This window comes from Streptomyces sp. Z26, from assembly GCF_003665095.1.
Lineage (GTDB): Bacteria > Actinomycetota > Actinomycetes > Streptomycetales > Streptomycetaceae > Streptomyces > Streptomyces phytohabitans.
In genome coordinates this window covers 2219802-2245617 of sequence record NZ_RCHV01000002.1, presented here as the reverse complement: position 1 = coordinate 2245617, position 25816 = coordinate 2219802, and the positions used below count along the sequence as shown (strand labels likewise).

The 25816-nt window shown below is 74.1% G+C and carries 17 protein-coding genes; 10 read left to right on the top strand and 7 right to left on the bottom strand.

Annotated elements, in window-relative coordinates:
* Window positions 1–23: 23 nt before the first annotated feature.
* From D7M15_RS10005 to D7M15_RS09985, 5 genes are all read right to left on the bottom strand, one after another.
* A complete protein-coding gene (locus D7M15_RS10005) occupies window positions 24–965 on the bottom strand; it encodes a carbohydrate ABC transporter permease (protein WP_121517189.1) in 942 nt (313 codons plus the stop codon).
* A complete protein-coding gene (locus tag D7M15_RS10000; RefSeq protein ID WP_121517188.1) occupies window positions 962–2353 on the bottom strand; it encodes an ABC transporter permease subunit in 1392 nt (463 codons plus the stop codon). The genes D7M15_RS10005 and D7M15_RS10000 overlap by 4 nt, the downstream gene beginning before the upstream one ends.
* A 17-nt stretch (window positions 2354–2370) precedes the next feature.
* Window positions 2371–3699 carry an ABC transporter substrate-binding protein gene (locus D7M15_RS09995; protein ID WP_240649216.1) on the bottom strand — a complete coding sequence of 443 codons (1329 nt, stop codon included), beginning with the start codon at window positions 3697–3699 and terminating at the stop codon, window positions 2371–2373.
* Window positions 3700–3978: 279 nt separating this feature from the next.
* Complete coding sequence (locus tag D7M15_RS09990; protein WP_121517186.1) at window positions 3979–5649, bottom strand: glycoside hydrolase family 13 protein; 1671 nt, start codon at window positions 5647–5649, stop codon at window positions 3979–3981.
* A 241-nt stretch (window positions 5650–5890) separates the two neighbouring features.
* Window positions 5891–7153 (bottom strand): ABC transporter substrate-binding protein, encoded by a 1263-nt coding sequence (locus tag D7M15_RS09985; RefSeq protein WP_121517185.1) that lies wholly within the window; start codon window positions 7151–7153, stop codon window positions 5891–5893.
* Between the two features lie 203 nt (window positions 7154–7356).
* On the opposite strand from D7M15_RS09985, the gene D7M15_RS09980 reads away from it, so the two are divergent.
* Genes D7M15_RS09980 through D7M15_RS09970 form a run of 3 tightly spaced genes read left to right on the top strand, consistent with a single transcriptional unit; the run spans window position 7357 to window position 11173 of the window.
* Window positions 7357–7872 carry a PadR family transcriptional regulator gene (locus tag D7M15_RS09980; protein ID WP_121517184.1) on the top strand — a complete coding sequence of 172 codons (516 nt, stop codon included), beginning with the start codon at window positions 7357–7359 and terminating at the stop codon, window positions 7870–7872.
* A gap of 38 nt (window positions 7873–7910) precedes the next feature.
* On the top strand, window positions 7911–8717 hold the full coding sequence (locus D7M15_RS09975) for an ABC transporter ATP-binding protein (RefSeq protein ID WP_121517183.1): 807 nt from the start codon (window positions 7911–7913) through the stop codon (window positions 8715–8717).
* Window positions 8714–11173, top strand: a complete 2460-nt coding sequence (locus D7M15_RS09970) for an ABC transporter permease (RefSeq protein ID WP_121517182.1) — start codon at window positions 8714–8716, stop codon at window positions 11171–11173. The genes D7M15_RS09975 and D7M15_RS09970 overlap by 4 nt, the downstream gene beginning before the upstream one ends.
* Window positions 11174–11257: 84 nt before the next feature.
* On the opposite strand, the gene D7M15_RS09965 is transcribed toward D7M15_RS09970, so the two are convergent.
* Entirely contained in the window at window positions 11258–14878 is a 3621-nt protein-coding gene (locus tag D7M15_RS09965; RefSeq protein ID WP_121517181.1) for an FHA domain-containing protein, read from the bottom strand.
* 534 nt (window positions 14879–15412) lie between these two features.
* Between D7M15_RS09965 and D7M15_RS09960 the strand changes: the two genes are divergently transcribed.
* The 5 genes from D7M15_RS09960 to D7M15_RS09940 all read left to right on the top strand — a co-directional run bounded on the left by D7M15_RS09960 (window position 15413) and on the right by D7M15_RS09940 (window position 23338).
* The gene (locus D7M15_RS09960; protein WP_121517180.1) at window positions 15413–17140 is read left to right on the top strand and encodes a serine/threonine-protein kinase; all 1728 of its coding nucleotides are present in this window, start codon (window positions 15413–15415) and stop codon (window positions 17138–17140) included.
* A 354-nt stretch (window positions 17141–17494) separates the two neighbouring features.
* On the top strand, window positions 17495–18877 hold the full coding sequence (locus D7M15_RS09955; RefSeq protein ID WP_121520524.1) for a serine/threonine-protein kinase: 1383 nt from the start codon (window positions 17495–17497) through the stop codon (window positions 18875–18877).
* A 106-nt stretch (window positions 18878–18983) separates the two neighbouring features.
* Window positions 18984–20099: a peptide chain release factor 2 gene (gene prfB / locus D7M15_RS09950; RefSeq protein WP_121517179.1), complete on the top strand. Its 1116-nt coding sequence runs from the start codon at window positions 18984–18986 to the stop codon at window positions 20097–20099.
* Between the two features lie 199 nt (window positions 20100–20298).
* Window positions 20299–22254 (top strand): N-acetylmuramoyl-L-alanine amidase, encoded by a 1956-nt coding sequence (locus tag D7M15_RS09945; RefSeq protein WP_121520522.1) that lies wholly within the window; start codon window positions 20299–20301, stop codon window positions 22252–22254.
* Between the two features lie 262 nt (window positions 22255–22516).
* Window positions 22517–23338, top strand: coding sequence for a collagen-like protein (locus tag D7M15_RS09940; RefSeq protein WP_121517178.1), 822 nt, complete (start codon window positions 22517–22519; stop codon window positions 23336–23338).
* 232 nt (window positions 23339–23570) lie between these two features.
* Here D7M15_RS09940 and D7M15_RS09930 read toward each other — a convergent pair whose 3' ends face one another.
* A complete protein-coding gene (locus D7M15_RS09930) occupies window positions 23571–23768 on the bottom strand; it encodes a hypothetical protein (RefSeq protein WP_121517176.1) in 198 nt (65 codons plus the stop codon).
* A 293-nt stretch (window positions 23769–24061) separates the two neighbouring features.
* On the opposite strand from D7M15_RS09930, the gene ftsE reads away from it, so the two are divergent.
* Together ftsE and ftsX are read left to right on the top strand one after the other, a co-directional pair.
* Window positions 24062–24751: a cell division ATP-binding protein FtsE gene (gene ftsE / locus D7M15_RS09925; RefSeq protein WP_121517175.1), complete on the top strand. Its 690-nt coding sequence runs from the start codon at window positions 24062–24064 to the stop codon at window positions 24749–24751.
* A 99-nt stretch (window positions 24752–24850) separates the two neighbouring features.
* Window positions 24851–25762, top strand: coding sequence for a permease-like cell division protein FtsX (gene ftsX, locus D7M15_RS09920; RefSeq protein WP_121517174.1), 912 nt, complete (start codon window positions 24851–24853; stop codon window positions 25760–25762).
* Window positions 25763–25816 lie beyond the last annotated feature (54 nt).

Here is a 25816-nt window from a genome sequence, read left to right as displayed (position 1 = left end):
GGTCACCGCGCGCCCCGCGGCGGCTACTTCACCGCGCCCGCCATCACGCCGGACACGAACTGCTTCTGGAAGGCGAAGAACACCGCGAGCGGCACGATCATCGACACGAAGGCGCCGGGCGCCAGCACGTCGATGTTGTTCCCGAACTGCCGCACCTGCTGCTGGAGCGCCACGGTGATCGGCGGCGAACCGGCGTCCGCGAAGATCAGCGCGACCAGCATGTCGTTCCACACCCACAGGAACTGGAAGATGCAGAGCGAGGCGATCGCCGGGCCGCCCAGCGGCAGCACGACCCGGGTGAACAGCCGGATCTCGCCCGCGCCGTCCAGCCGCGCCGCCTCCAGCAGCTCGCGCGGGATCTCCGCGAAGAAGTTCCGCAGCAGGAACACCGCGAACGGCAGTCCGAAGGCGGTGTGGAAGAGGACCACGCCCGGTGTCGTCTCGAACAGCCCGAGGGTGTTGAACAGCTTCGACACCGGCAGCAGCGCCACCTGTACGGGCACCACGAGCAGCCCGACGACCAGCAGGAACCACCAGTCCTTGCCGGGGAAGTCCAGGCAGGCGAAGGCGTATCCGGCCAGCGCCGCCAGGATGACGACCAGCACGGTCGTAGGAATCGTGATCATCGCCGTGACCAGCAGCGAGTCGGTGATGGCCTCGTTGCCGAGCAACGTGTCGTAGTTGCCCAGCGTCATCTGGCCCGGGTCGGTGAAGACCTGCCACCAGCCGGAGGTCGCGATGTCCGACGACTCGCGGAACGAGGAGCCGAGCAGACCGGCCGTCGGCAGCAGCCAGAACAGCGCGATCAGCACGAGGACGAACTGCGTCGCGGCGCCGCCGGTCAGCGAGGTGAGGCGGGAGGCCAGCGACGGGCGGGGCCGTCCCGACCCCGGTGCGGTGGCCGTCGGCGCCGCGGAAGGGTCCGCTGCCGCGGCCTTCGACGACGCGGGGGGCACGGTGCTCATCGGCTGTTCTCCTTCCGCAGACGGCGGATGTTGACGATCATCATCGGCACCACCAGGAGCAGCAGGACGACCGAGATGGCGCTGCCGTAGCCCTGGTTGCCGCCGCCGCCGAAGGACGACAGGTACAGCTCCAGCGCGAGCACGTTCGCGTCGGACTGGGTGGCGCTGGGCGCGATGATGTAGACGAGGTCGAAGATCTTCAGGACGTTGATCATGAGCGTGACGACGACCACGCCGAGGATCGGGGCCAGCAGCGGCACCGTCACCTTGCGGAAGACCTGCCACTCGTTGGCGCCGTCCATCCGGGCGGCCTCCAGCAGCTCACGCGGGATACCGGCCAGGCCCGCCGCGATCAGGACCATGGCGAAACCGGCCCACATCCAGATGTACGAGGCGATGATCGCCGGGGTCACCAGGGACGGGCCGAGCCAGTCCACGCCGTTGTACGGCTCGGCGAAGTTCGAGGCGGGGAGCCGCAGTTGGGCGCCCGCCGCCTCCTTCGGCAGGGAGTACGTGCCGTCGCCCGACGTCTTGGCGGACGCGACGACCTTCCCGTCCTTGACGGCCTCGACCTTCACCCCGGGCAGGGCCTTCTCGCCCGGGTCGATGACGCCCTCCCGGCCGCCACCGCCCTTGGTGAAGTCGTTCCAGACCACGCCGGTGACCTCGCCGCCGGAGCCCTTGTCGGCCTCCTTCGCCGTACCGGCGTCACCGACGTCGGCCGGGGGGATGCCGACGAGCGGCAGCCCCGCGGGCGAACCGGCCTCCACCGGCGCCTCGGTGGTGAACGCGCCGCCCTGCTTCTCCAGGCCCGCGTCGGGACGCGGCCGGGCGCCGGGGAACACCGAGTCGTCGGTGAACGTGTCGTGGACGCCGGTCCACACGGCGTTGGCGACGCCGCGGTCGGGGTCCTGCTGGTAGACGAGGCCGAAGATGATGCCCGCCGCCAGCATGGAGATCGCCATCGGCATGAAGACGACCATCTTGAACGCCGTGCCCCAGCGCACCCGTTCGGTCAGCACCGCGAAGAGCAGGCCGAACGCGGTGGCGACGGACGGCGCCACGATGACCCACACCAGCGTGTTCTTGACGGCGGTCAGACCGTCGCCGGAGAACACGTCGGCGTAGTTGTCGAACCCGACGAAGCCGGAGCCCGACGCGTCGAAGAAGCTGCGGTACGCGGAGTAGACGATCGGGTAGACGACCAGCGCCCCGAGCAGCAGCAGCGAGGGCAGCAGGAAGCCCGCCGCGATCCACGGCCCCGTACGGCCCGACGACGGCTTGGCGCCGCCCCGGCCGTCCGGTGCGGGGTTCTTGGGTGTGCCGCGTCCGCCGGGTCCGTCTGCGACGGGGGTTCCCGGGCCGTCCGCGGTGATGTGCGACGACATGTTGGTCCGCCTCCGCCTCAGTTCTCGAATGCCTTGGCGGCGGAAGCTTCCAGGGCCTTCTGGGCGCCCGCCACGTCGTCGGGGTTCTTCAGGAAGTCCTGGAGCGCCTTCCACTCGCCCGCGCCCTTGGTGCCGCCGAACGCGGCGGGGGCCTGGTCGGACATGTCGAAGCGGAAGTCGTCACCCGCGTCGGTGAGCGCCTTGGCGATCTCGCGCTGCACGTCGTTCGGGTAGGCCGCCCTGTCCAGCGCCTTGTTGGGCGAGATGAAGCCGCCCTGCTCCGCCATCACGCCCGCCGCGTCCGTCGAGGCGAGGAAGGTCAGCATGGCCTTCGCGGCCTTGCTGTCCTTCAGCCCCACGGCCACGTCGCCGCCGGTCACGACCGGCTCCTTGGCGCCGACGCGGGGGAACGGGAAGACCTTCACGTCCTCGCCGATCTCCGCCTTGGTGTCGTTCTGCACGTTGACGCCGACGAAGTCGGCCTCGAAGACGACGGCCGCCTCGGGCGCGTCGAAGTCGGTGAACGTCTTGGTGACCGACTCGGGGAACGGCGTCTGGAGCGCGCCCTCGTTCCCGCCGGACAGCAGCAGGTCGTCGCCGAACAGCTGGCCGAGCGTCGTGAGCGCCTTCTTCACGGACGGGTCGGTCCACTTGATCTCGTGCGCGGCCAACTGGTCGTACTTCTCGGGACCCGCCTGCGAGAGGTAGACGTTCTCGAACCAGTCGGTGAGCGTCCAGCCGTCCGCGCCGCCGACCGACACCGGCTTGACGCCGGAGTCGGAGATCGTCATGAGGTCTTCGAGGTACGTGTCCCAGTTCTTCGGCTCACCGACGCCCGCGGCCGCGTACGCCGCCGTGTTGTACCACATCAGCGACTTGTTGGCGGCCTTGAAGTAGACGCCGTACTGCTCGCCCTCGTGGGAGCCGAGGTCCTGCCAGCCCTTGGAGAAGTTCTTGTTCAGCTGCTGCGTCGTGGCGTCGTCGAGCGGCTTCAGCCACTTCTTCTCCGCGAACTGCCGCAGCACGCCGACCTGCGGCAGCATCGCGACGTCCGGCGGGGCGCCGCCGCCGATCTTCGAGCCGAGGAACGTGGCGACGTTGTCGCCGGTCGGCACGAACTCGACGGTCGCGCCGGTGCGCTTCTCGAACTCGTCGAGGACCTTGCGGAAGTTCTCCTCCTCGGGCCCGGTCCAGACGGCGGCCACCTGGATCTTCTCGCCCTTGAGGTTCGGCAGTCTCACCGTGCGCTTCTCGCTCGCACCGCCGTCGTCGTCCCCGCCGTCCCCGCTGCACGCCGAGGTCAGCGACAGGGCGAGCGCGGCGGCGACGGCGGTGGCGGTACGCACGCCGGTGCGCGTCCTCCGGTACGCGGCGGGACGTACGGCCGTCGGTGGCGCCGCCGTCCTGCCGGGTGGTGCTTCGCGTCGTTTCACGGACATTCCTTCCAGGTCGGTCGAATGCTTCGGTGGAGCCGGGGAGGCTCCGGAACGGGGACGGGGTGCGGCGGGTGCGGCGGGTGCCGCGGGGGAACGGCGCCGAGGTGAGCGGGTCGAGCGGCGGCGCCGGGTGGAGCGGTGGTGCGGTCGGCCCGCGGCGGGTGGGGAGCCCGCCGCGGGTGCCCGGCCTCAGGCGGTGACGTGGTCGGTGATCCACCACGCCGCGGTGGAGCCCGGCAGGACCGGCCCCTCGCACGGCCCGCTGGCCAGCAGCAGTGTGCCCGGAACGGGCGCTTCCACGGGGGACGTACCGAAGTTGACGGCGCAGACCAGCCCGTCACCGCGGACGAACGCGAGCACGTCCGGCGGCGAGTCCAGCCACCGCATGTCGCCGCTGCCGAGCTGCGGCATGCTGCGGCGCAGTTGCAGCGCCTCGCGGTAGAGGTGCCAGAACGAGCCGGGGTCCGCCACGGCGCGGTCCGTGGAGTGCTCCGCGAACCACTCGGGCTGCGGCAGCCACGGCTGCGCGCCCTCGACCCCGGAGGTGAAGCCGAACGGCGACACCGGGCCGGACCAGGGCAGCGGCACCCGGCACCCGTCGCGGACCCGGCTACGGCTGCCGGTGCGGCGGAAGATGGGGTCGGTGAGCAGCTCGTCGGGCAGGTCCACGACCTCGGGCAGGCCGAGTTCCTCGCCCTGGTAGACGTACGCGGCACCGGGCAGCGCGAGCATCAGCAGGGCCGCCGCGCGGGCGCGCTCGGAGCCCAACCCGCTGCTCTCCAGGCCCGGTTCGCCCGCGTAGCGGGTCACGGACCGCACCTGGTCGTGGTTGTTGAGCACCCAGGTGGTGGTGGAGCCCGTACCGACGATGTCGTACATCGCGTCACCGATCGACTTGCGGAAGGCGTCGGCCCGCCAGGGCGCGCTCAGCAGGTCGAAGAAGAACGCCTGGTGCAGTTCGTCGGGGCGGATGTAGCGGGCGTGCTCCTGCGGGGTGGGCACCGAGACCTCGCCGACGAGCAGCCGGTCGCAGCCGTCCTTGGCGGTGTACTCCTCGCACAGAGCGCGCCAGCGGCGCCACACGTCGTGCACCTCGGGCTGGTTCCAGGCGAGCTGGTTGACCGAGTCGCGGGAGCGTTCGTCGGCGCGCGGGTCCGGCGAGTCGGGCAGCTCCGGGTTCTTGAACAGGCCCGCGGCGACGTCGACGCGGAAGCCGTCGATGCCGCGGTCCAGCCAGAAGCGGAGGGTGTCGTCGAAGTCGGCGGCGACGCGCGGGTCCCGCCAGTTGAGGTCGGGCTGCTCGGGGGTGAAGAGGTGCAGGTACCACTCGCCGGGCGTGCCGTCCGCCTCGGTGACCCGGCTCCAGGCCGGACCGCCGAACATGGCGTGCCAGTTGTTCGGCGGCTCGTCGCCGTCCGGGCCCCGGCCGGGCTGGAAGTGGAACCGGGCGCGGGCGTCGCTGCCGGGTTCGCTCGCGAGCGCCGTCTGGAACCAGGCGTGGTCGCTGGAGCAGTGGTTGGGCACGATGTCGAGCAGGACCTTCAGGCCGAGCCGTCGCGCGTCGGCCACCAGCCGGTCGAACTCGGCCAGGTCCCCGTAGACCGGGTCGACGTCGCGGTAGTCGGCGACGTCGTAGCCGTGGTCGTGCTGCGGGGAGGGGTAGAACGGGCTGAGCCAGATGCCGTCGACGCCGAGCTTGCGGAGGTACGGCAGGCCGGCTCTGACGCCCGCCAGGTCGCCGATCCCGTCGCCGGTGCTGTCCAGGAAGCTGCGGACGTACACCTGGTAGATCACCGCGTCCCGCCACCAGCCGTCGGGGGCAGGGCGGTGGAGGCCGTCACCGGCCGGGGTTGTCAACATCGTTCGCTGACCTGTTCGTCGGAGGAGCGCAGGGGTGACGGCCATCACTCGCCGTCGAGTGCATGCATGTTAGGTAGAGATGACCAGCACGTGTCAACGGCGGTACAGGCCACCTCAGGTAATGCCCCTAAATGACCGACGTTGACTGCCCCGCAGTTACCTAACTGATAAGTAGGCCGCTCGCCGTCGCACCCCACGGGCCCGTCCACCCGCCGCCGTACGCCCCTGCCCCGTGCCCGGATCAGCCCCGGCGGGCGATCTCCTCCAGCTCACGCCGCAGCCGGTCGACGGCCTGCCCCGGTGTCTGCCGGAGCGCCAGCACGTCGTCGGTGACCGCCTGTACGGCGAGTGTCACCTGGTCGTAGCGCGGACTTTTGGTCCGCGGCGCCGCGCTCAGGACGCTCTGCCGAAGGGTCGGCAGATAGGGATGGTCCCGCACGAGGGCCGGATCGGTATAGAGGTCTGCGCGTACGGGCGGCAACCCGCCCTCCGTGAGCACGCGTCGCTGCACCTTCTCGCTGGTCAGGTACGCGATCAGCTTCGCGGCCGACTCCCGGTGCCGGGACCGGGAGTTGACCGCCAGGTTCGAGCCGCCGAGCACGCTTGTGCCCGGCCCGTGCGGCCCCGGCAGCGGCACGGTCCCGAACCGGTCCGCCACCCGCGACCCGGCGCCGCCCGCGAGCGCGTGCACGTACGGCCAGTTCCGCAGGAACAGCAGCTTCCCGTCCTGGAACGCCTTCCGGGACTCCTCCTCCTTGTAGTCCAGCGCCGCCCGCGGAATCCAGCCCTCCCGTACGCCCCGCGCGAGGAACTCCAGCGCCTGGCGCGCGTGCCCGTCCACGGTGACCCGCGCGCCCTCGTCCGCGAGGAGCGAGCCGCCGGACGACAGCACGGCCTCGGTGACGTTCGCGGTCAGCCCCTCGTACGGCAGGAACTGCCCGGCGTAGCCGTCGAGTCCGTGCCGGGGGGCGACCGTACGGGCGAGCCGGGCCAGTTCGTCCCAGGTGCGCGGGGGGCGTTCGTGCTCGCGGTCGAGCACGTCCTTGCGGTAGTAGAGGAGCCCGGCGTTGGTGACGTACGGGACGGCGTACAGCCGGTGGTCGAACGTGCCGGTGTCCACCACCGGCCGCAGGAACGCGTCCAGCGCGAAACGGTCCCGTTCGAGGGGCGAGATCCAGCCTGCCGCGGCGAACTCGGACGTCCAGGAGACGTCGATGTTCAGCACGTCGTAGCGGCTGCTGCCCGACCGCAGCTCGGTGATCAGCTGCGAGCGGGACTCGTCGGCGGACTCGGGCAGTTCGACCAACTCGACCTGCTGGTCGGGGTGGTCCGCGTTCCAGTCGTCCAGCACCGGCTTCAGGTACTGCGTCAGGTCGTCCGCCGTGACCAGCGTCAACGGGCCCCGGTCGGCGGCCCCGACGGGCTGCGGCGTGAATCCGGCGTATCCGGACAGGACCACGACGGCGGCCAGCAGGCCGCGTCCGGCAGCCCGCGTCCAGCGCATTCTTTGCCTCCTCGTGCATCGGCAAAGGGTTCCTTGCCCCGGTGTCTGGGGCTCATATATACCCGTTAGGCATGGGCGATACTAGACGCGATGAGCGGCGCCGGGGGGCGGGCTGACGCGTCCGCACGCCGCCTCGCGCCCGGCTCGACGGCGAGCCGAGGGACACCCCCACGGCCACCGGAAACAGGAGGAGGAGAGCGCGCTTGCGTCTGCCGCTCCTTGCCCTCCTCGCGCGCGGCCCCGCCCACGGCTACGAGCTGAAGCAGCACCTTGAGAAGCTCCTGGGCACGGCGTACCCTCAGCCCAACGTCGGCCAGATCTACGTCACCCTGGGACGCCTGGAGAAGGCGGGCCTGATCGCGGGCGAGGACGTCGAGCAGGCCAGCCGGCCCAACAAGCGCATCTACGTGCTGACCGACGCCGGGCGGGAGGCCGTACTCGCGTGGTTCGAGGAGACGACGGAGGAGCCCCGCGTACGGGACGAGTTCTTCATGAAACTCGCACTCGCCTCGCACACCGGGATGGCCGACCGGATCGCGCTGATCAACCGGCAGCGGCGGCAGTACCTCAACACCATGCGGCAGTTGTCGCGCCTCAGCACGGCCGACGACGGGGGCGAGGAGGACCACCGGATCTCCCAGCTGCTGATCGAGGGCGCGATACTGCACCTGCAGGCCGACCTCGACTGGCTGGAACGCTGCCAGGAGGAGCTGGAATGAGCCGGAACGAGCGGGCGCGAGCCGCGGAATGAGGGCGCATGACCGCTGACGAACCCCCGGCCGCCCCCGGCGGGACGGACCCGGGCGGTACGGCCGGTGGCGGCGGCGACGCGATCGTCCGCGCCGAGGGGCTGACGAAGACCCACCACGGCGAGGGCACCCCCGTACGGGCGGTGCGCGGCGTCGGACTCCGCGTGGAACGCGGCGAGTTCGTCGCCGTGACCGGCCCCTCCGGCGCCGGGAAGTCCACGCTCCTGCACCTGCTCGGCGGCCTCCAGCGGCCCGACAGCGGGCGCATCTGGATCGACGGCCGCCGCGTGGACGGGCTCAGCGAGGCCCGTTGGGCGGTGCTGCGGCGCGGCGGCATCGGCGTCGTCTTCCAGTTCTTCAACCTCGTGTCGAACCTGACCGTCGCGGACAACATCGAGCTGCCCGCCCTGCTCGCGGGCGCCTCCCCGCGCGCCGCGCGCGACTCCCGTACGGAGCTGCTGGAGCGGCTGCGCATGGCGGGCAAGGAACGGGCCATGCCGTACGAGCTGTCCGGCGGCGAGCAGCAGCGCGTCGCCCTCGCCCGTGCCCTCGTCAACAAGCCCAGCCTGCTGCTCGCGGACGAACCCGCGGGCAGCCTCGACAGCACCGGCACCCGCGAGGTGCTGCGGCTGCTGTCGGCCTTCCACCGCACCGGCCAGACCATCCTGATGGTCACCCACGACGCGCGGATGGCCAGCGCCGCGGACCGGGTGATCAGCTTCTTCGACGGCCGGATCGCGGACGACGCGGACCTCGGCGGCAGGTCGGCCAGCCCGTACGGCGGGGTGTCGGGCGTGCTGGAACTCGACCCATGACCGTACGCGCCACCCTGCGCTGGACCCACGCCGACCTGCGCGCGAACCGGGGGCAGGCGCTGTTCAGCGTGCTGGCCACCGCCGGGGTCATCGCCTCGCTGCTGCTCGCCGCCGCGCTGTTCAGCTACGCCACCAACCCCTGGGAGCGGATCTTCACCCAGACCCGCGGCGCGCACGTCTGGCTGAGCACCAGCGCCGGTACGGACACCGCGGGGCTGTCGCGGCTGGACGAGGTGACGGGGGTGTCGGGGCCGTTCCGCACCGCCCGTACGACGGTGGAGTTCCGCGGCGTGCGCGCGATGGTCGAGATGCGGGCGGCGGACGCGGGCGCCCCGCCGGACGTCGCCGGTCCCCAACTGCTGTCCGGGGACTGGCTGGAGGACACCCCGGCGGACGCCTCCGCCCCGGACGGCGGCGGCACGGGCGGGCGCGGCGGCGCCGGGGACGTACGGGACGAGGGCGTACGGGGTGAGGGCGCGCGCGGCCAGGGCTCCGCGTACGACGGCATCGTGCTGGAGGAGTCCCTCGCGGAGGCCATGTGGGCCGAGCCCGGTGACACGCTCACGTTCCCCGGCCGTGGCGGCTCGTCCCGGACGCTGGAGGTCGTCGGCGTGGCCGAGACCGCCGAACCGCACTACCGCCCCGGCGAGGAACCCGGCGTCGGCTGGGTCCTGCCCCGCACGCTCGACACCACCGAGCGCAAGAGCCGGGGCCAGACCGTCGGGCTGCGGCTCGGTGACCCCGGCGACACCGACTTCGTCGTCCAGCGCGCGGTCACCGAACTCGGCTCGGACCAGGTCACCAACGTCACCAAGTGGCAGGAGGCGCGGGCCGACGCGGAGGGCGGGTACCGGCTGCTGGGCCTCGTGTTCGGGGTCTTCGGCCTCGGCGCGCTGCTGGCCGGGGCGCTGGTGGCGTCCGGCGCGATCAGCACCCGCGTACGGGGTCAGCTGCGCGACATCTCCATGCTCAAGGCGATCGGCTTCACGCCCGCCCAGCTCGTCGGCTCGCTGCTCATCCAGCACGTCGCGATGGCCGTACTGGCCGTCGCCCTCGGCACCGGCACCCTCCTCGCCGTCGGCCCGCACGTCCCCGGGCAGATCGGTGAGGCCGTCGCCGTGTGGCAGCAACTCCCCGGCCACCTCGCGCTGTTGCTCGGCCTGCCCGCCGGGGCCGTCCTGCTCATCGCGGTCACCGCGGGGCTCGCCGCCTGGCGGGCGGGGCGGGTGCCGCCGGTCCCCGCCGTACGGGTCGCGCCCCCGGCGGTACGGCCGATGTCCCGCGCCACCCGCCGGGCGCTGGCCCTCGCCGGGTCGTCGACGCTGCTGCTCGGCTGGCGCAGCGCCTTCCCGCGCCGGGCCCGCGCGGCGACGTCGGTGCTGCGGCTGGCCGTACCGCTGATGCTGATCACCGTGGCGCTCAGCGTGTGGGCCACCATCGACCGCTTCGAGAGCCACCCCGAGGAGGTCGGCCTGCCCGCCGCGCTCTCCGCGCGCGGCACGTACGACGCGCGGGACGCCCACCACGGCGAACGGGACGCGCGCGACGGCGAACGCGCCGACCGGCGCCGCCTCGCCGCGCACCCCGACGTCCGGGCCGTCCACCCCAGCACCGAGGTCGACGCGCTCGTCCCCGGCCAGACGGGCACCATCACGCTGCGCGGCGTCGGCACGGCCGCCGACCCGTACCCGTTCGCGCTGGCCGAGGGCCGCCGCCCGACCGGACCCGACGAGGCGGTCGCGGGGGAGGGGCTGCTCGACCTGCTCCAGGCCGACGTCGGGGACTGGGTGCGGATGACGGTCGAGGGCCGCCCGCAGATCCTGCACCTCGTCGGCCGCAACCTGGAGCCGACCGAGGGCGGGCGCGTCGTCTCCACCACCCTCGACACCCTCCGCGAACGCGACCCGGGGCTGCGCCAGGACTTCTCCCTGCTGGAGCTGCGGCCCGGCGCCGACCCCCGCGCGGTCGGCGCCGAACTGGGCGACGGGGTCGACGGCGGCCTGGAGATCACCGAGGTGCCCAACCCCGCCGACGGCCTCACGCCCGCCCGGTGGGCCATCGCCGGGATGATCGGGGTCCTCGCGCTGATCGTCCTCACGGAGCTGCTGACGGCGGTCGGCGCGTGCGTACGGGACCGGGGCCGCGACCTGCTCGCCCTGCGCGCCGTCGGGCTGACGCCGCGTCAGGTGAGCGCGGTGGTCGTCGCGTCCACCGCGTTCCTGACGCTGGCGGCGACGGTGGCCGGGACGGGTACGGGGGTGCTGCTCAGCGGCTGGCTGATCGACACGCAGGGGCGGGTGAGCGGCATGGGCGCGGGCATCGCGCAGCTGCCCGCGCCGTGGACGCTCACAGGGCTGGGGGTGGCGGCCGTGGTGGGCGCGGCGGCGGCGTCGCTCGTACCGGCGGCACGGGTGTCGCGGCGGCGGCTGGCGGACTCGCTCAGCGAGACGCTGTAGCGCGGCGGGCGGCGGCCCCCGGGGACGGGGGCCGCGCGCCGTCACGGGGTCGGGGTCACCGCGTCGGGGTCGCCGGGCCCGGCGTCACCGCGTCGAGCGGGAGCGGCTGCGCGCCAGGCCCGGTTCGGCCGCGCCACCGGACCCGCCGCCCGTGCCGCGCGCCGCGTCCCGCCCCGGCTCACCGCGCCCGGCCGTGCCCGTGCCGGGGCCCTCGGGCCCGGACCCGCCCGCGGGGCTCGCCGTACCCGCCGCGCCGGGCGAACCCGCCGCCGTACCCAGGGACTTCGCCGCCCGCTCCATCGCGCTCGCGAGCAACGCCAGGTCCGTCGGTCCGTTCCCCAGCTCCCGTACGGGCCGCCGCGTCGGCGGGTCGCCCAGGCGCGCCCAGTCCAGCGGCACCACCGTGGGGCGGACCGTGGCCGTACGGGGGATGCGGCCCGTCACCCGCCCCGCCTGGAACGGGATCGCGCTGCCGTCGGGCAGCCGCACCAGGCCCCGGCCCGGCGTCGCCTCCTCGCCGTCCCGCCCGGCCAGCTCGACCCGTACGGCGGCGTCCCGGCCGAGGACGCTCCGGCCGGTGCGGTCCGGCCGCCCGGACGCCGTGACGAGGTGCACCCCGAGCCGTACGCCGTCCCGCGCCACCGACTCCAGCGCGCGCACCACGGAACCCGCCGCCGGGCGGCCGGGGTCGCCCAGGCCGGGGTCGACGAGCGCGTCGACGTCGTCCACGAGGACCACCAGCCGGGGCGGCGGCCCCGCCGCCGGGCCCGGCCCCGCGCCGTCGGCGGGCGCCGCGGGCCGTACGCGCGACGGGCCGAGGTCGCCCTCCACCGGCCGCCGCGGCGCCACGATCCGCGCGTCCGTGCTCCGCGCGTCCGTGCGCGCGTGCCCGGCCGGGCCCTGGCCGGAATCGCCCTGGCCCGGGGCCGCCCGGCCCGAAGCCGTCTGGCCCGAAGTGCCGTGCTCCGCGGGCCCGTCGCCCGTCGCGCCGTGCCCGGTCGCGGGTCTCCGCCCCCGTGCCGCGTCCCGACCGGAGCCGGGGGGCGCGGCGTCCCGTACGAGGTCCTCGTACGTGCCGTGCTCCCCGACCAGCTCCGCGCGGCGCTTCAGCTCGCCGCTCAGCGCCTGCGCGAACTCCCGCATGCGCACCGGGTCGCCCGTCGTGAGGTACGAGGTGACGTGCGGCAGGTCGGCGCAGACCCGGAGCCCGCCGTCGCGCGCGCCGCCCCCGCCGTCGACGAGGACGAGGCCCAGCCGGTCGGGGCGTTCCCCGGCGGAGAGGGAGGCGGCGACGGCGCGGAGCAGCTCGGTGCGCCCGGAACCGGGCGGGCCGGTGACCGTGGCGTGCCCGCGGTCCGCCGCCAGGTCCGTGCCCACGGTGCCGCGCGGTCCGGCGCCGAGGACCAGCGGGGCGCGGCCGGTCGCGGCGCCGCTCGTGTTGCCGCCCGTGGCGCCGGTCGCGCCCCAGCGGGCGAGCACCGCCGCCGGGGTCGCGCGGGCCAGTCCCAATTCGTCGAGCAGGCGGCAGCTCTGCGGCAGCGCGCTGCCGAGCGCCCGCGCGCGGGCGTCCCCGCCGCCGCCCGCCGGCTCGGCCTCGCGCAGGGGCGCCAGCGCCCGCGCGAACCGCTCCGCCCAGGCGCCGGAGACGCCGTCCATCGCCGCTATCGTGCCGTTCACCAGGCCGTCGCCGCACCCGCCGCCGTACGCCATGCCGGGTCCGGCGGGCGCGTACGCCTCGTCCGGAGCCTCCCGCCGCGAGGGCCCCTCCGGGCCGCCCGCCGCGCCTGTCCCACCCGGTGGCGCGGACTCCGCCGGGGCCCGCCGCACCACCCGTACCGCCGTCGCGACCGCGCCGCTCAGCAGCGCCAGCGTGGCGCAGGCGGCGAACGGCGGCGCGACCGCGCGGGCCGACTCCACCGTCGCCGCCAGCGGCGAGGTGGGGGAGGCGGGCGCGGTGTCGGCGAGGCACAGCACGTGCACCCCCGCGGCCGGGCCCTCGCGCACCAGCCGCGTCACGGACCGGCGCAGCTCGGCGGTGCCGGGGTCGCCGTCGACGACGAGCACCGTGTACGGCCGCCGGGGCGCGTCGCCCGCCGGGCCGCGCCCGGCCCGTGCCGCCGCGCTCTCGTCCAGCCGCCGGGCCAGCTCCGCGGTACGGGCGGCGGCCTGCTCGGTGTCGTACGCCAGCAGCAGCCGACAGTCCTGACCCTGCCCGGGGCGTACGTGCGGCAGCCAGCCGAGCCAGCCCCACTCGTCCGTGCGGCTCGCCACGCTCCGCCCGCGGTCGGCCGAGACCAGCACGATCTCCAGCGTGCCCGGCGCGTGCAGCGCGGCGAGCTGCGCCAGCACCGAGCGGGCCAGCGCGGCCAGCCGGGGGCGCGGGCCCGCCAGCCCGACGGAGCCCTCCTCCGGCAGGCACAGCGTCACCGGGCCGCCGGAACCGTCGCTGCGGTGCGCCCGTCCCAGCCGTACGGTCAGCGCCTCCGGGTCGTCCGGGCCGCGCTCCCACAGCCGGGGGCCGGGGCCGAGCGCGGTGAGCAGCACGGTCGCCGGGTCCGGCCAACGCGCGTCCCACGCGGCGGTCTCGGCCGGGGTGGGGCCGCTGGTCCGGGCGCCGTACGGCCCGCCCGCGCCGCCCTCGTCGTCCGCGTCGCCGGGTCCGGCCAGCCGCCGCGCCCAGGCGCCCAGCCCGCGCCCGCGCCGCGCGCGCTGGTCGTCCGCGCCGCCGTCCGGGCCCGTGCGGGAGCCCGGCCCGTACGCCCGGCCGTCGGCGTCCGGCGGTCCGGCCCACCCGGCGCCGCGGGTGCCCTCGCCGGGGAAGGGGGCCACCGGCGCGTACGCGTGGGCGGAGGCGGTGCCCGGCCCGCCCGGGGCCGCCGCCTCGTGCCGGGCGGGCGGTGCGCCCGCCCGGCGGGCGCGGCCGTCGTCGTCCTGTCCGTCGCGGTGCCCGTGCGCGCCGCCGTCCGTCCCGTACGCCTCGTCCCGCGCGCCGTCCGGCGCCAGCCGCAACTGCCCCTCGCCGTCCGGGACGGTCGGCAGGGAAGCGGGCGGCGCGGCGGCGGGCGGCGACGCCTCCAGCCGGACCGCCGACTCCCCGAGCCGTAACACCGCGCCGGTGCGCAGCATCGCGGGGCGGCCGTCGACGGCGGTGCCGTCGACGCTGGTGCCGTTGGTGGAGGCGAGGTCCGTCACGGTGACGGCGCCGCCGTCGGTGACGGTGACCGTGCAGTGCAGCCGGGACACGTCGGGGTCGTCCAGCGCCACGTCCGCGTCGGCGGAGCGGCCGAGCTGCACCGCGCCGCCGTGCAGCAGGTGGACGCCGCCCGCGTCCGGCCCGGCGGTGACGTGCAACCGGGCCTTCGCCGGGCCGTACGCCGACGCGGGCGGCGGCGCCGCGGGGCCGTACAGCGCGAGCACCGCGCCGTCTATCAGCGGCGGTTCACCGATCACCCGGCGCTGCGGGTCGAGCCGCTCCGTGCCGTGGTGGACGGTCACCGCGTCGTGCGCGCCGGGTCCGGGCGGCGCGCCCTGGCCGCCGGGTGACGGGCCGTCGGCGGCGCCGCCCGTCGCTCCGGCGACGGTCGCCGCCAGGGAGTCGGTCACGGCGGCGAGCACGGTGCCCGGCGGCGCGGTCACGAGCACGTCGCAGGGTCGCGCCGCGGCTTGGCCGCCACGCGACACGAGGACAGTCAGACGGATCTGCATCGGCCCCTCCCGGTCCCACCAACGCTCCGTGCTGGATGCATCTTCGCACCCGGTACGGACATCCCACCCCGTCGTCGCGCCCCAATGATCTTGAATGCGCGGGCCGGAGCGCAAGAGTGCCTGTTCGGGACTGTGCCCGACCAATCACGATCGGTGTCGACCGTTCCGCTACGGACCTCCGCCGTTCCCGGCCACGCCCCGGCCCGTCGCCCCGACCACCGTCACGGAGGGGCACGGCGGGGGCGGCGCGCGGACGGCGTACGGGCTCCGCGCGGGACCGCCGTACGGGCTCCGCGCGGGACCGCCGTACGCGATCGGACCCGCCGCGCACGCAACCGGTGCCCCGTACGACGCGTCTTCCCGGGGAAGCCGGGGTAGACGGAGTCCACCCGGGCGCCACCCGGCCGGTACGGTCCGGGCCCGCTCCGCACACGCGGCGGGGAAGCGCCCGCCGGGCGCCATCGGGACGGCGTTCGGACGGCATTACAGTGTGCGGGACGGCACGACCGGACAGACCAGCAGGGAGCGCATGACGTGCGGCCGGTAGGCAGCAAATACCTGCTCGAGGAGCAGCTGGGACGCGGCGCCACGGGCACCGTCTGGAGGGCCCGCCAGCGCGAGGTCGCGGGCTCCGAGGCGGCGGTCGCCGGACAGCCCGGCGAGACCGTCGCGATCAAGGTGCTCAAGGAGGAGCTGGCCAACGACCCGGACGTGGTGATGCGCTTCCTGCGCGAGCGCTCCGTCCTCCTGCGGCTCACCCACGAGAACATCGTGCGCACCCGCGACCTCGTCGTCGAGGGCGACCTCCTCGCCCTGGTGATGGACCTGGTCGAGGGCCCGGACCTGCACCGCTACCTCCGTGAGAACGGCCCGTTCTCGCCGATCGGCGCCGCCCTGGTGACCGCGCAGGTCGCCGACGCGCTCGCCGCCAGCCACGCCGACGGCGTCGTGCACCGCGACCTGAAACCGGCCAACGTCCTCCTCTCCGAGGGCCCCCACGGCATGCGCCCGCTGCTCACCGACTTCGGTATCGCGCGGCTGGCGGACTCCCCGGGGCTGACGCGTACGCAGGAGTTCGTCGGCACGCCCGCGTACGTGGCGCCGGAGTCGGCCGAGGGCAGGCCGCAGACGTCCGCCGTCGACATCTACGGCGCGGGCATCCTGCTGTACGAACTCGTCGCGGGGCGGCCCCCGTTCAGCGGCGGCACCTCCCTGGAGGTGCTCCACCGCCACCTCGGTGAGCAGCCGCAGCGCCCGCCGGGCCTGCCCGACCCGCTGTGGACCGTCATCGAGACGTGTCTGCGCAAGCGGCCCGAGGAGCGCCCCGGCGCCGCGAACCTCGCGCACGCGCTGCGTACGGTCGCCGCCGGTGTCGGCGCGGGCGCCACGCCCGACCAGGCGCGCGCGGCGCTCGGCGTCGCCGCGCTGCTGGTGCCGGACCCGCAGCCCGCCACCGTCCCGGAGGGGCAGCTCAGCGGCGACGCGGCGCCCACCCAGGTGCTGCCCAACACCGGCCAGGGCGGCCAGGGTTACGATCCGAACGCGGCCACGAACGTCATGCCGCAGACCGGCCCCGGTGGTCCCGGTGGCCAGGGCTACGACCCGAACGCGGCCACGAACGTCATGCCGCAGACCGGCCCCGGCGGTTCCGGCGGTCAGGGCTACGACCCGAACGCGGCCACGAACGTCATGCCGCAGACCGGCCCCGGCGGCCCGCCGCAGTCCCCGCAGCAGCCGGACGGCCCGCACCCGTGGCAGAGCCAGCTGCGCGCCGCCCGCGACCGGAACGAGCAGACGCAGGTCCAGCCGCTCGACCCGAGCCTCGACCCGCTCCGCCGCCGCCCGCAGCGCCAGCAGCCGCAACAGCCGCAGCAGTCGCCCAGGCAGCCGCAGCAGCGTCGGCAGCGCGCGCAGCAGCAACCGCCGCCCCAGCAGCAGCAGTACGCGCCCCCGCAGCAGCCCGCGCCGTCCCGGCGCCGTCAGCAGCCGCCGCCCCAGCGGTACGAGCCCCAGCCGCCCGCGCCCCAGCAACCGCGGCAGCCCCAGCAGCCGCGCCGGGGCAGCGCGAACCCGATGCGCATCCCGGGCCTCGGCTGCCTCAAGGGCTGCCTGTTCATGGTCCTGATCCTCGTCGTCATCGGTGTGCTGATCTGGAACTTCACGCCCGTCCCGGAGTGGTGGGACGAGGGGAAGAGCTTCTGGGAGAAGACCCAGGACCTGTTCGGCGAGATGCGGGACCTGGTCGAGAAGGCCGGGGGCTGACCCGTACGCACCACGCGTACGCGCGCCTCACCCGTACGTCCCGCCTCACCCGTACGTCCGTCCACGGGCGCACCCGCCGTACCTCCGGCAGGTGCGCCCGTCGGCCGTCCGGTGCGCCCTCCGGGTCCGTCAGTCCGGTGATTTGTCGACTTCCAGGGGGCAATTCATGCCTCCGGGCGACGAATGACCTCCGTATGGGCTTCCCGGGGGCCCGGCGGCGCGTAGCTTTGTCGCCGTGACGCGCCCCGTCCCGTGACGGCTGTTCCGCGACGGAGGCGCTGGCTCACTCGGCTCACTCCCGGCCACCGGCGGCATCCTGCCCGGTGGCCCACTCGGATCAGCGAGGGACGGATGGTGGCACGGAAGATCGGCAGTCGCTACACCGCGCACCAGGTCCTGGGGCGCGGCAGCGCGGGCACGGTCTGGCTCGGCGAGGGGCCGGACGGTCCCGTCGCCGTCAAGATCCTCCGCGAGGACCTCGCGTCCGACCAGGACCTCGTGGACCGCTTCGTGGCGGAGCGCACCGCGCTCCAGTCGCTCGACCACCCGCGCGTGGTCGGCCTCCGCGACCTCGTCGCGGACGGCGACGAGGTGGCGCTCGTGATGGACCTCGTACGCGGCACCGACCTGCGTACGAGGCTGGAGCACGACCGGCGGCTGGCGCCCGAGGCGGCGGTGGCGATCGCCGTGGACGTGGCGGACGCGCTCGCCGCCGCGCACGCGGCCGGCATCGTGCACCGGGACGTCAAGCCGGAGAACGTGCTGCTCGACGCGCGTGCCCAGGCCGGTCCGGGCGGTGCGCCGCCCGCGCTGCTGACGGATTTCGGGATCGCGAAGCTCATCGACTCCCCGCGCCGTACGGCCCTGCTCCGCCAGTCCGGCGCGCAGTCCGGCGCGGACGGCGGTACGGGCGCCGGGGGCGGTACGGCGCAGACCCCGCGCGGCATCATCGGCACCCCCGACTACCTCGCCCCCGAGCTGGTCGAGGGCCTGCCGCCGCGCGCCTCCGTCGACATCTACGCGCTGGCCACCGTCCTCTACGAACTGCTGGCCGGTTTCACGCCGTTCGGCGGCGGCCACCCCGGCGCGATCCTGCGCCGCCACGTCACCGAGCGGGTCGCGCCGCTGCCGGGTATCCCCGACGAGCTGTGGCAGCTCATCCACCAGTGCCTGGCCAAGGCCCCGGCGTCGCGGCTGCGCGCGCCGGAGCTGGCGGCGCGGCTGCGGGAGGTGCTGCCCGCGCTGAAGGGCCTGCCGCCGCTGGACATCGACGAGCAGCCGGACGAGGCGTACGACGAGCAGCGCGCCGAGGCCGCGCGCCCCGAAGCGGCGTACACGGAGCCGGTACGCGGCGCCGTGCCGCTGGTGGAGCCGACCGCGGGCCCGGACTCCAACCGCGACACCCACACCTCCATGCGCGTCCCCGGCGCGGACGAGCTGGCCGGAGGCGCGCACGGCACCGCCCGCGCCCCGCGCGCGGCGGGCGCGCGCCGCGCGGGCTCGGCGCGGAACCGCGCCGCGCAGGCCGAGGCGCTGCGGAAGCGCCGGCTGCGGCTGGGCGCGGTGGCCGCGGGGGTCGTCGTGGTGGTGGGGATCGGCGGTTGGCTGGCGACGTCCGAGGGGGACGCGTCCAGCCTGCGGGTCCCGACGCCGGTCCCCGTGTCGGCACCGGTCCCCGCCTCGGGACCGGCGCCCGCTCCCGTACCCGACCCCGCTCCGGCGGCCGGGCGGCCCTGATCGTTCCGCTGTGTCCCGATACGCCCCGTACGGGGGTGCGCGGGGGTGCGGGCGCCCCCGCGCACGGACCGGCGGAGCCCGTACGGCCAGCCGCTAGGCTGGACCCGTGGCAGCCGTCGACGTATCCGAAGAACTGAAGTCCCTCTCCTCCACCATGGAGTCGATCGAGGCCGTCCTCGACCTGGACAGGATGAGGGCGGACGTGGCCGTGCTGGAGGAGCAGGCCGCGGCCCCGGACCTCTGGGACGACCTCGAGAACGCGCAGCAGGTGACCAGCCGGCTGTCGTACCTCCAGGGGCAGCTGCGCAAGGCCGAGGACCTGCGGTCGCGCATCGACGACCTGGAGGTGCTGTTCGAGCTGGCCGAGAGCGAGGACGACGCCGACACGCGCGCCGAGGCCGAGACCGAGCTGGCCTCGGTCCGCAAGGTCGTGGAGGAGATGGAGGTCCGTACGCTGCTCTCGGGCGAGTACGACCCCCGCGAGGCCGTCGTCAGCGTCCGGGCGGAGGCGGGCGGCGTGGACGCCGCGGACTTCGCGGAGCAGCTGATGCGCATGTACCTGCGCTGGGCCGAGCGCAAGGGCTACCCGACCGAGGTGTTCGACATCTCGTACGCGGAGGAGGCGGGCATCAAGTCCGCGACCTTCTCGGTGAAGGCGCCCTACGCGTACGGCACGCTCTCCGTCGAGCAGGGCACGCACCGGATGGTGCGCATCTCGCCGTTCGACAACCAGGGCCGCCGTCAGACGTCGTTCTCCGGTGTCGAGGTGCTGCCCGTCGTCGAGCAGACCGACCACATCGACATCCCGGAGAACGAGCTGCGGATCGACGTCTTCCGCTCCTCCGGCCCCGGCGGCCAGTCCGTCAACACGACGGACTCGGCGGTGCGCATGACGCACCTCCCGACCGGCATCGTCGTCTCCTGCCAGAACGAGAAGTCCCAGATCCAGAACCGCGCCGCCGCCATGCGCGTCATGCAGAGCCGCCTCCTCGCGTACCGCCGCCAGGAGGAGCAGGCGAAGATGGACGCGTTGAAGGGCGACGGCGGCAACTCCTGGGGCAACCAGATGCGTTCGTACGTCCTCCACCCGTACCAGATGGTCAAGGACCTGCGTACGGAGTACGAGGTCGGCAACCCGCAGGCGGTGCTCGACGGCGACATCGACCCGTTCCTGGAGGCGGGCATCCGCTGGCGCAAGCAGCAGGAGCAGTCGGAGGACTGACCGGCGCGCGGCGCCGGAAACGGTTGACGCGCGCGCGGGCGCTCGGTAGTCATGGGGGCGTCCGTCAGCGGGTCAGCCGAGGAGGCCGCACGTGTCAGCGACGAACGCGTCAGAGGTGGACCCGCCGGAGAGCGCACCCGTGGGCGAGGCGCGCGCCCGCGCCCGCCGCCGTACCCGTACCCGCGCGACCGGCGCCGCCGTGGGCGTCACGGCGGCCGCGCTGCTCGCGCCGCTGCTGACGGCGGGCCCCGCCGCCACGGCCGACCGGGGCGGCGCCGGGGCCGGACGGGACGCGTTGCAACGGGCGTTCGCGCGCGCCGCCGACCGGTACGACGTGCCCGTCGAGGTGCTCCTCGGGGTGGCGTACCTCCAGTCGCGCTGGGACGGCCACGAGGGCGCGCCGAGCGTCTCCGGCGGCTACGGCCCCCTGCACCTCACCGACGCCCGTACGGCCCTCGCGGACGCCGCCGGGCCCGGCCACCACTCCGGCCCGGCCGAGGACCCGCGCGGCGACCCGGCCCGCCCGCTGTCCGTACGGCACGGGGCGCCCGCCGCCGCCGAGGCCGCCGACCTGCCGGAGCGGCTGCGCACCCTGCCCGAGGCGGCGCGGCTCACCGGCCTGTCCGCCCGGGAACTGCGCGAGCGCCCGGCGGCGAACGTCGAGGGCGGCGCCGCGCTGCTCGCCGCCGCGCAGCGCCGGGCGGGCCGGCCGCTGAGCGCCGACCCGGCCGACTGGTACGGCGCGGTGGCCGGTTACGCGGGCGCCGCCGACACCGCGAGCGCCGCGGCGTACGCCGACGACGTCTTCGGCGTCCTCACCTCCGGCGCCGCCCGCACCACCGACTCCGGCCAGCGCGTGTCCCTGCCCGCGCACCCCGGACTCCGCCCGGACAAGGGCCAGTTGCGCGGTTCGGGTCTGCGCGCGGCGGAGCGCGACCGGCGTACGGAGTGCCCGCGGAACGTCTCGTGCGAGTGGGTCCCGGCGCCGTACGAGGAGTACGTGGACGACGCCGGCGAGACCCAGTACGGCAACCACGACAAGGCCGACCGGCCGCGCGCCCCGCGCGTCGACTCCATCGTGGTGCACGACACGGAGGAGACGTACGAGCGGACCCTCGGCCTCGTCCAGGACCCCGAGTACGTCTCCTGGCACTACACCCTGCGCTCCTCCGACGGGCACGTCGCGCAGCACGTGCCGACGAAGGACGTCGGCTGGCACGCGGGCAACTGGTACGTCAACAGCGGCTCGATCGGCCTGGAGCACGAGGGCTTCCTGACGGCGCCCGACGCCTGGTACACGGAGGCGATGTACCGCGCGTCGGCCCGGCTCGTCCGCCACCTCGCGGGGAAGTACGACATCCCGCTGGACCGGCAGCACGTCCTCGGCCACGACAACGTCCCCGGCACGCTGCCCTCCACCATCGCCGGGATGCACACCGACCCCGGCCCGTACTGGGACTGGGCCCACTACTTCACCCTGCTGGGGCGGCCCTTCGAGGCCACCGGCAGCCGCGACTCGGAGCTGCTCACCATCCGCCCCGACTACGCGCGCAACCGGCCCGTCTACACCGGCTGCGCGGAGGCGGGCACCGCCTGCCCCGCGCACGGCTCCACCGCCGTACGCCTGCACACCGAGCCGCGCGCCGACGCGCCCCTCGTCGCCGACGAGGGCCTCCACCCCGACGGCGCCCCGTCCACGGACGGCGTGAACGACACCGGGGCGCGCGCCTCCACCGGCCAGCAGTACGCGGTCGCCGGACGTCGCGGCGACTGGACGGCGATCTGGTACCTGGGCCGGAAGGCGTGGTTCGAGAACCCGAAGCGCCGCCCCACCGCCGTACCGGCGAGGGGCGCCGTGGTCACGCCCGCGCCCGGCCGGGACACCGTGCCGGTGTACGGGCGGGCCTACCCGGAGCCGGAGGCGTACCCGGAGGGCGTGCCGCGGCAGGAGCTGACGCCGCTGCCGTACGAGCTGCGCGCGGGGCAGTCGTACGCCGTCGGGCAGCGGGAACGGGGCTCGTACTTCCGGGCGGTCACCTTCGACCCGGCGGAGCACCAGGTGGTGCGGGGCGAAGTCGCGTACCACCGCGTGCAGTTCGGACACCGCGTCGCGTTCGTGAAGACCGACGACGTACGGGTGCGGCACGTGCGGTGACCAGCGCGGCACGCCGGGGATGTCGGAAGCGTCACACTCCCTTCACCCGCCCCGACTTGGCACTCGCTTGACGATGGTGTGAAAACTGGGAAAGCTGTTTGCTCGGCAGGCGTGTGACCGGACGCGTGCGGGCGGGATCAGCACGATGAGCGCGGTGCCCGAACGGGAACGACGGGGGACCCGCGGCGCGAAGTTCCCCCTACGCGGAGGCCGTTCACACAGTTGCCCCATCGATCGAGTATCCAATGGGGGTAGTTGGCACATGACCAATTCCAGGACGCGCTTGCGCGTCGCGCGGATCGCGGCAGGCGCGGTGTTCGTCGCCGGCGCTTCGCTCACCGCGGCTGGTGTGGCCGAGGCGGTCAGCCCGTCGGACAAGCCGGCGACGGAGGCCCCGAAGGCTCCGGACGAGGGCGACACCACCGACGGTGGTTCCATCGTCGGCGTCGTGGAGGGCGCTGACGAGGGCGCCATCGTCGGCGTCGTCGAGGGCGCGGACCAGGGTGCGGACGAGGGTGCCAACCAGGGCACCACGACCGACGGCGGTACCACGACCGACGGTGGCACGACGACGGACGGTGGCACGACCACCGACGGCGGCACCACGACCGACGGCGGTTCGACTGCGGACGGCGGCACCGACGAGGGCAACACCGGTGGCGACGACGGCGGTTCGACCACCGACGGTTCCGACGGCGGCACCGACGAGGGCACCACGGGAGGTGACGACGGCGGCAACACCGGTGGTGACGACGGCGGTTCGACCACCGACGGCGGCAGCACCACGGACGGTGGCAGCACCGGCGGTGGCGAGGAGCCGGCCACCATCGGCGGCGGCAGCGGTGGTCAGGACGACACCCCGACCTGTGAGCTGAGCGAGTCCGAGGTCGACTGCGCCACCGGCGGCAGCGAGCCGGACGTCGGCGGCAGCCAGCCGGTCGGCGACCAGCAGCCGCAGGACGAGCTGGCGGAGACCGGTTCGAGCGAGACGACGTTCCTGCTCGTCGGCGCCGCGACCATGATCGCGGGCGGTGTCGGCTTCCGGGCCATGCCGCGCCTGATCAACCGCCGTACGGCCGCCTGAGGTCACGCACCCCGGCACCGTACGCGCGCACCGCGCACAGCACGCGGAGAGCCCGGAACGCGAGGCGTTCCGGGCTCTCCGGTGTCCGCTCCGGGGGTGTGCGCCGGGTGTGCGGCTCCGTCGTGCGCTCGCACGGTGTTCGCGCACGGCCACGGTGGGTGAGACGCGTGACGTACGCCACCAGCGTCCGTACGGCTCGGGCGTCAACGGCCGTGCGGCCGCTACCGCGTGGTCACGCCGTGGTCATCCGCTGGGCCACGACGGCGACGGCGATCACGGCCAGCAGGAACGCCAGCAGCGCCGTCGAACTGAGCGCGGCCAGCGGCCCGTCGCTCTGCATCCGCGCCCGGTGGGCACGGCAGACCGAGCAGCGGCCCTCGCTCACGGGGCCCGCGCAGTTGGCACACACCAGTCGGTCGCACCACGTCATGCGATCTCCTCCTCAGACGGCCAACGCCGCCGACGGGTGATTCGTTCCCCAAGGCTCCGGCGTCCACTGTGCCAGGTGTCGGTCCGGAACGCAGAATGACACCGCGCGATGACACGTCCGTGAGCGGGTGGCAGGCCACCGGTGCCGGGAATATGCCCGTTCGCTCCGGCGGAAACCTTCCTGTACCGGACGCCGACTGCGCGGCCCGCACCCCTTCGCGTAGGGTCGCTCCACCGAGGGAGCCGCCGGACGGCTCCCGATGTCCCTACCCAGGCCGACGTGGTGCAAAAACCGTGATCCGATTCGACAACGTCTCCAAGTCCTACCCCAAGCAGAACCGCCCGGCGCTCCGCGACGTCTCGCTGGAGGTCGACCGCGGCGAGTTCGTGTTCCTGGTGGGCTCCTCCGGCTCCGGCAAGTCCACCTTCCTCCGGCTGCTGCTGCGCGAGGAGCGCGCCAGCCACGGCCAGGTGCACGTCCTCGGCAAGGACCTGGCCCGCCTGTCGAACTGGAAGGTGCCGCAGATGCGCCGCCAGCTCGGCTGCGTCTTCCAGGACTTCCGGCTGCTCCCGAACAAGACGGTCGGTGAGAACGTCGCGTTCGCCCTGGAGGTCATCGGGAAGTCGCGCGGGCAGATCCGCAAGACCGTCCCCGAGGTCCTCGACCTGGTCGGGCTGGGCGGCAAGGAGGAGCGCATGCCCGGCGAGTTGTCCGGTGGTGAGCAGCAACGCGTCGCCATCGCGCGGGCGTTCGTCAACCGTCCCCTGCTGCTGATCGCGGACGAGCCCACGGGCAACCTCGACCCGCAGACCTCGGTCGGCATCATGAAGCTGCTCGACCGCATCAACCGCACCGGTACGACCGTGGTGATGGCGACGCACGACCAGCAGATCGTCGACCAGATGCGCAAGCGCGTCATCGAGCTGGAGACCGGTCGGCTCGTCCGCGACCAGTCGCGTGGCGTCTACGGCTACCAGCACTAGCGGCCACCCGTACCAGCACCGGACGGCGCCGCGAGCGCGTCGTACGCGGGCGCGGGACGCAGGCCGGCCAAGCAGGCCAGGAAAGCAGGAAAGGACGCCATGCGCGCCCAGTTCGTACTGTCGGAGATCGGTGTCGGTCTCCGCCGCAATCTGACGATGACCTTCGCGGTGATCGTGTCGGTCGCCCTCTCGCTGGCCCTGCTGGGCGGCTCGCTGCTCGCCCGCGACCAGGTGAGCACCATGAAGGGGTACTGGTACGACAAGGTCCAGGTGTCGATCTACCTCTGCAACAAGAACGACGCCGAGTCCGACCCCAACTGCGCCAAGGGCGCCGTCACGGAGGACCAGAAGAAGCAGATCCTGTCCGACCTCGAAGAGTTGGAGATCGTCGACAAGGTCTACCACGAGTCCGCAGACGAGGCGTTCAAGCACTACAAGGAGCAGTTCAAGGACTCGCCCCTGGTGGACTCGCTGACCGCGGACCAGATGCAGGAGTCGTACCGCGTCAAGCTGACCGACCCCACCAAGTTCAACGTGATCAACACCGCGTTCTCCGGGAGACAGGGCGTCCAGGAGGTCCAGGACCAGAAGGACCTGTTGGAGAACCTCTTCAACCTCCTGAACGGTATGAACGTCGCGGCACTCTGTGTGATGACGCTCATGCTCGTGGTCGCCCTGCTGCTGATCATCAACACCGTACGGGTGTCGGCGTTCAGCCGTCGCCGTGAGACGGGGATCATGCGGCTCGTGGGCGCCTCGGGCTTCTACATCCAGATGCCGTTCATCCTGGAGGCCGCGATCGCGGGCCTGATCGGGGCGGGCTTCGCCTGCGTGTTGTTGATCGGCGGCAAGTTCTTCCTGATCAACAACTGGCTCCAGGAGAAGATCCCGCTCATCAACTTCATCGGCTGGGACGCGGTCGCGAAGGTACTTCCCCTTATCCTCGCGGTCGGCATGCTGATGCCCGCCGTTGCAGCTTTCTTCGCCCTGCGCAAGTACCTCAAGGTGTGACACAAGACGCGGGCGCTGTACGGGCAACTCCCTTTGCGGCGCCCGCGTCTGGCT

Excerpts from the sequence above, each read along its gene's own strand:
- D7M15_RS10000 (WP_121517188.1), bottom strand. The coding sequence starts at position 2,353 with ATGTCGTCGCACATCACCGCGGACGGCCCGGGAACCCCCGTCGCAGAC.
- D7M15_RS09975 (WP_121517183.1), top strand. The coding sequence starts at position 7,911 with ATGACCGCTGACGAACCCCCGGCCGCCCCCGGCGGGACGGACCCGGGC.
- D7M15_RS10005 (WP_121517189.1), bottom strand. The coding sequence starts at position 965 with ATGAGCACCGTGCCCCCCGCGTCGTCGAAGGCCGCGGCAGCGGACCCT.
- D7M15_RS09940 (WP_121517178.1), top strand. The coding sequence starts at position 22,517 with ATGACCAATTCCAGGACGCGCTTGCGCGTCGCGCGGATCGCGGCAGGC.
- ftsX (WP_121517174.1), top strand. The coding sequence starts at position 24,851 with ATGCGCGCCCAGTTCGTACTGTCGGAGATCGGTGTCGGTCTCCGCCGC.
- D7M15_RS09965 (WP_121517181.1), bottom strand. The coding sequence starts at position 14,878 with ATGCAGATCCGTCTGACTGTCCTCGTGTCGCGTGGCGGCCAAGCCGCG.
- D7M15_RS09990 (WP_121517186.1), bottom strand. The coding sequence starts at position 5,649 with ATGTTGACAACCCCGGCCGGTGACGGCCTCCACCGCCCTGCCCCCGAC.
- D7M15_RS09970 (WP_121517182.1), top strand. The coding sequence starts at position 8,714 with ATGACCGTACGCGCCACCCTGCGCTGGACCCACGCCGACCTGCGCGCG.
- D7M15_RS09985 (WP_121517185.1), bottom strand. The coding sequence starts at position 7,153 with ATGCGCTGGACGCGGGCTGCCGGACGCGGCCTGCTGGCCGCCGTCGTG.
- D7M15_RS09930 (WP_121517176.1), bottom strand. The coding sequence starts at position 23,768 with ATGACGTGGTGCGACCGACTGGTGTGTGCCAACTGCGCGGGCCCCGTG.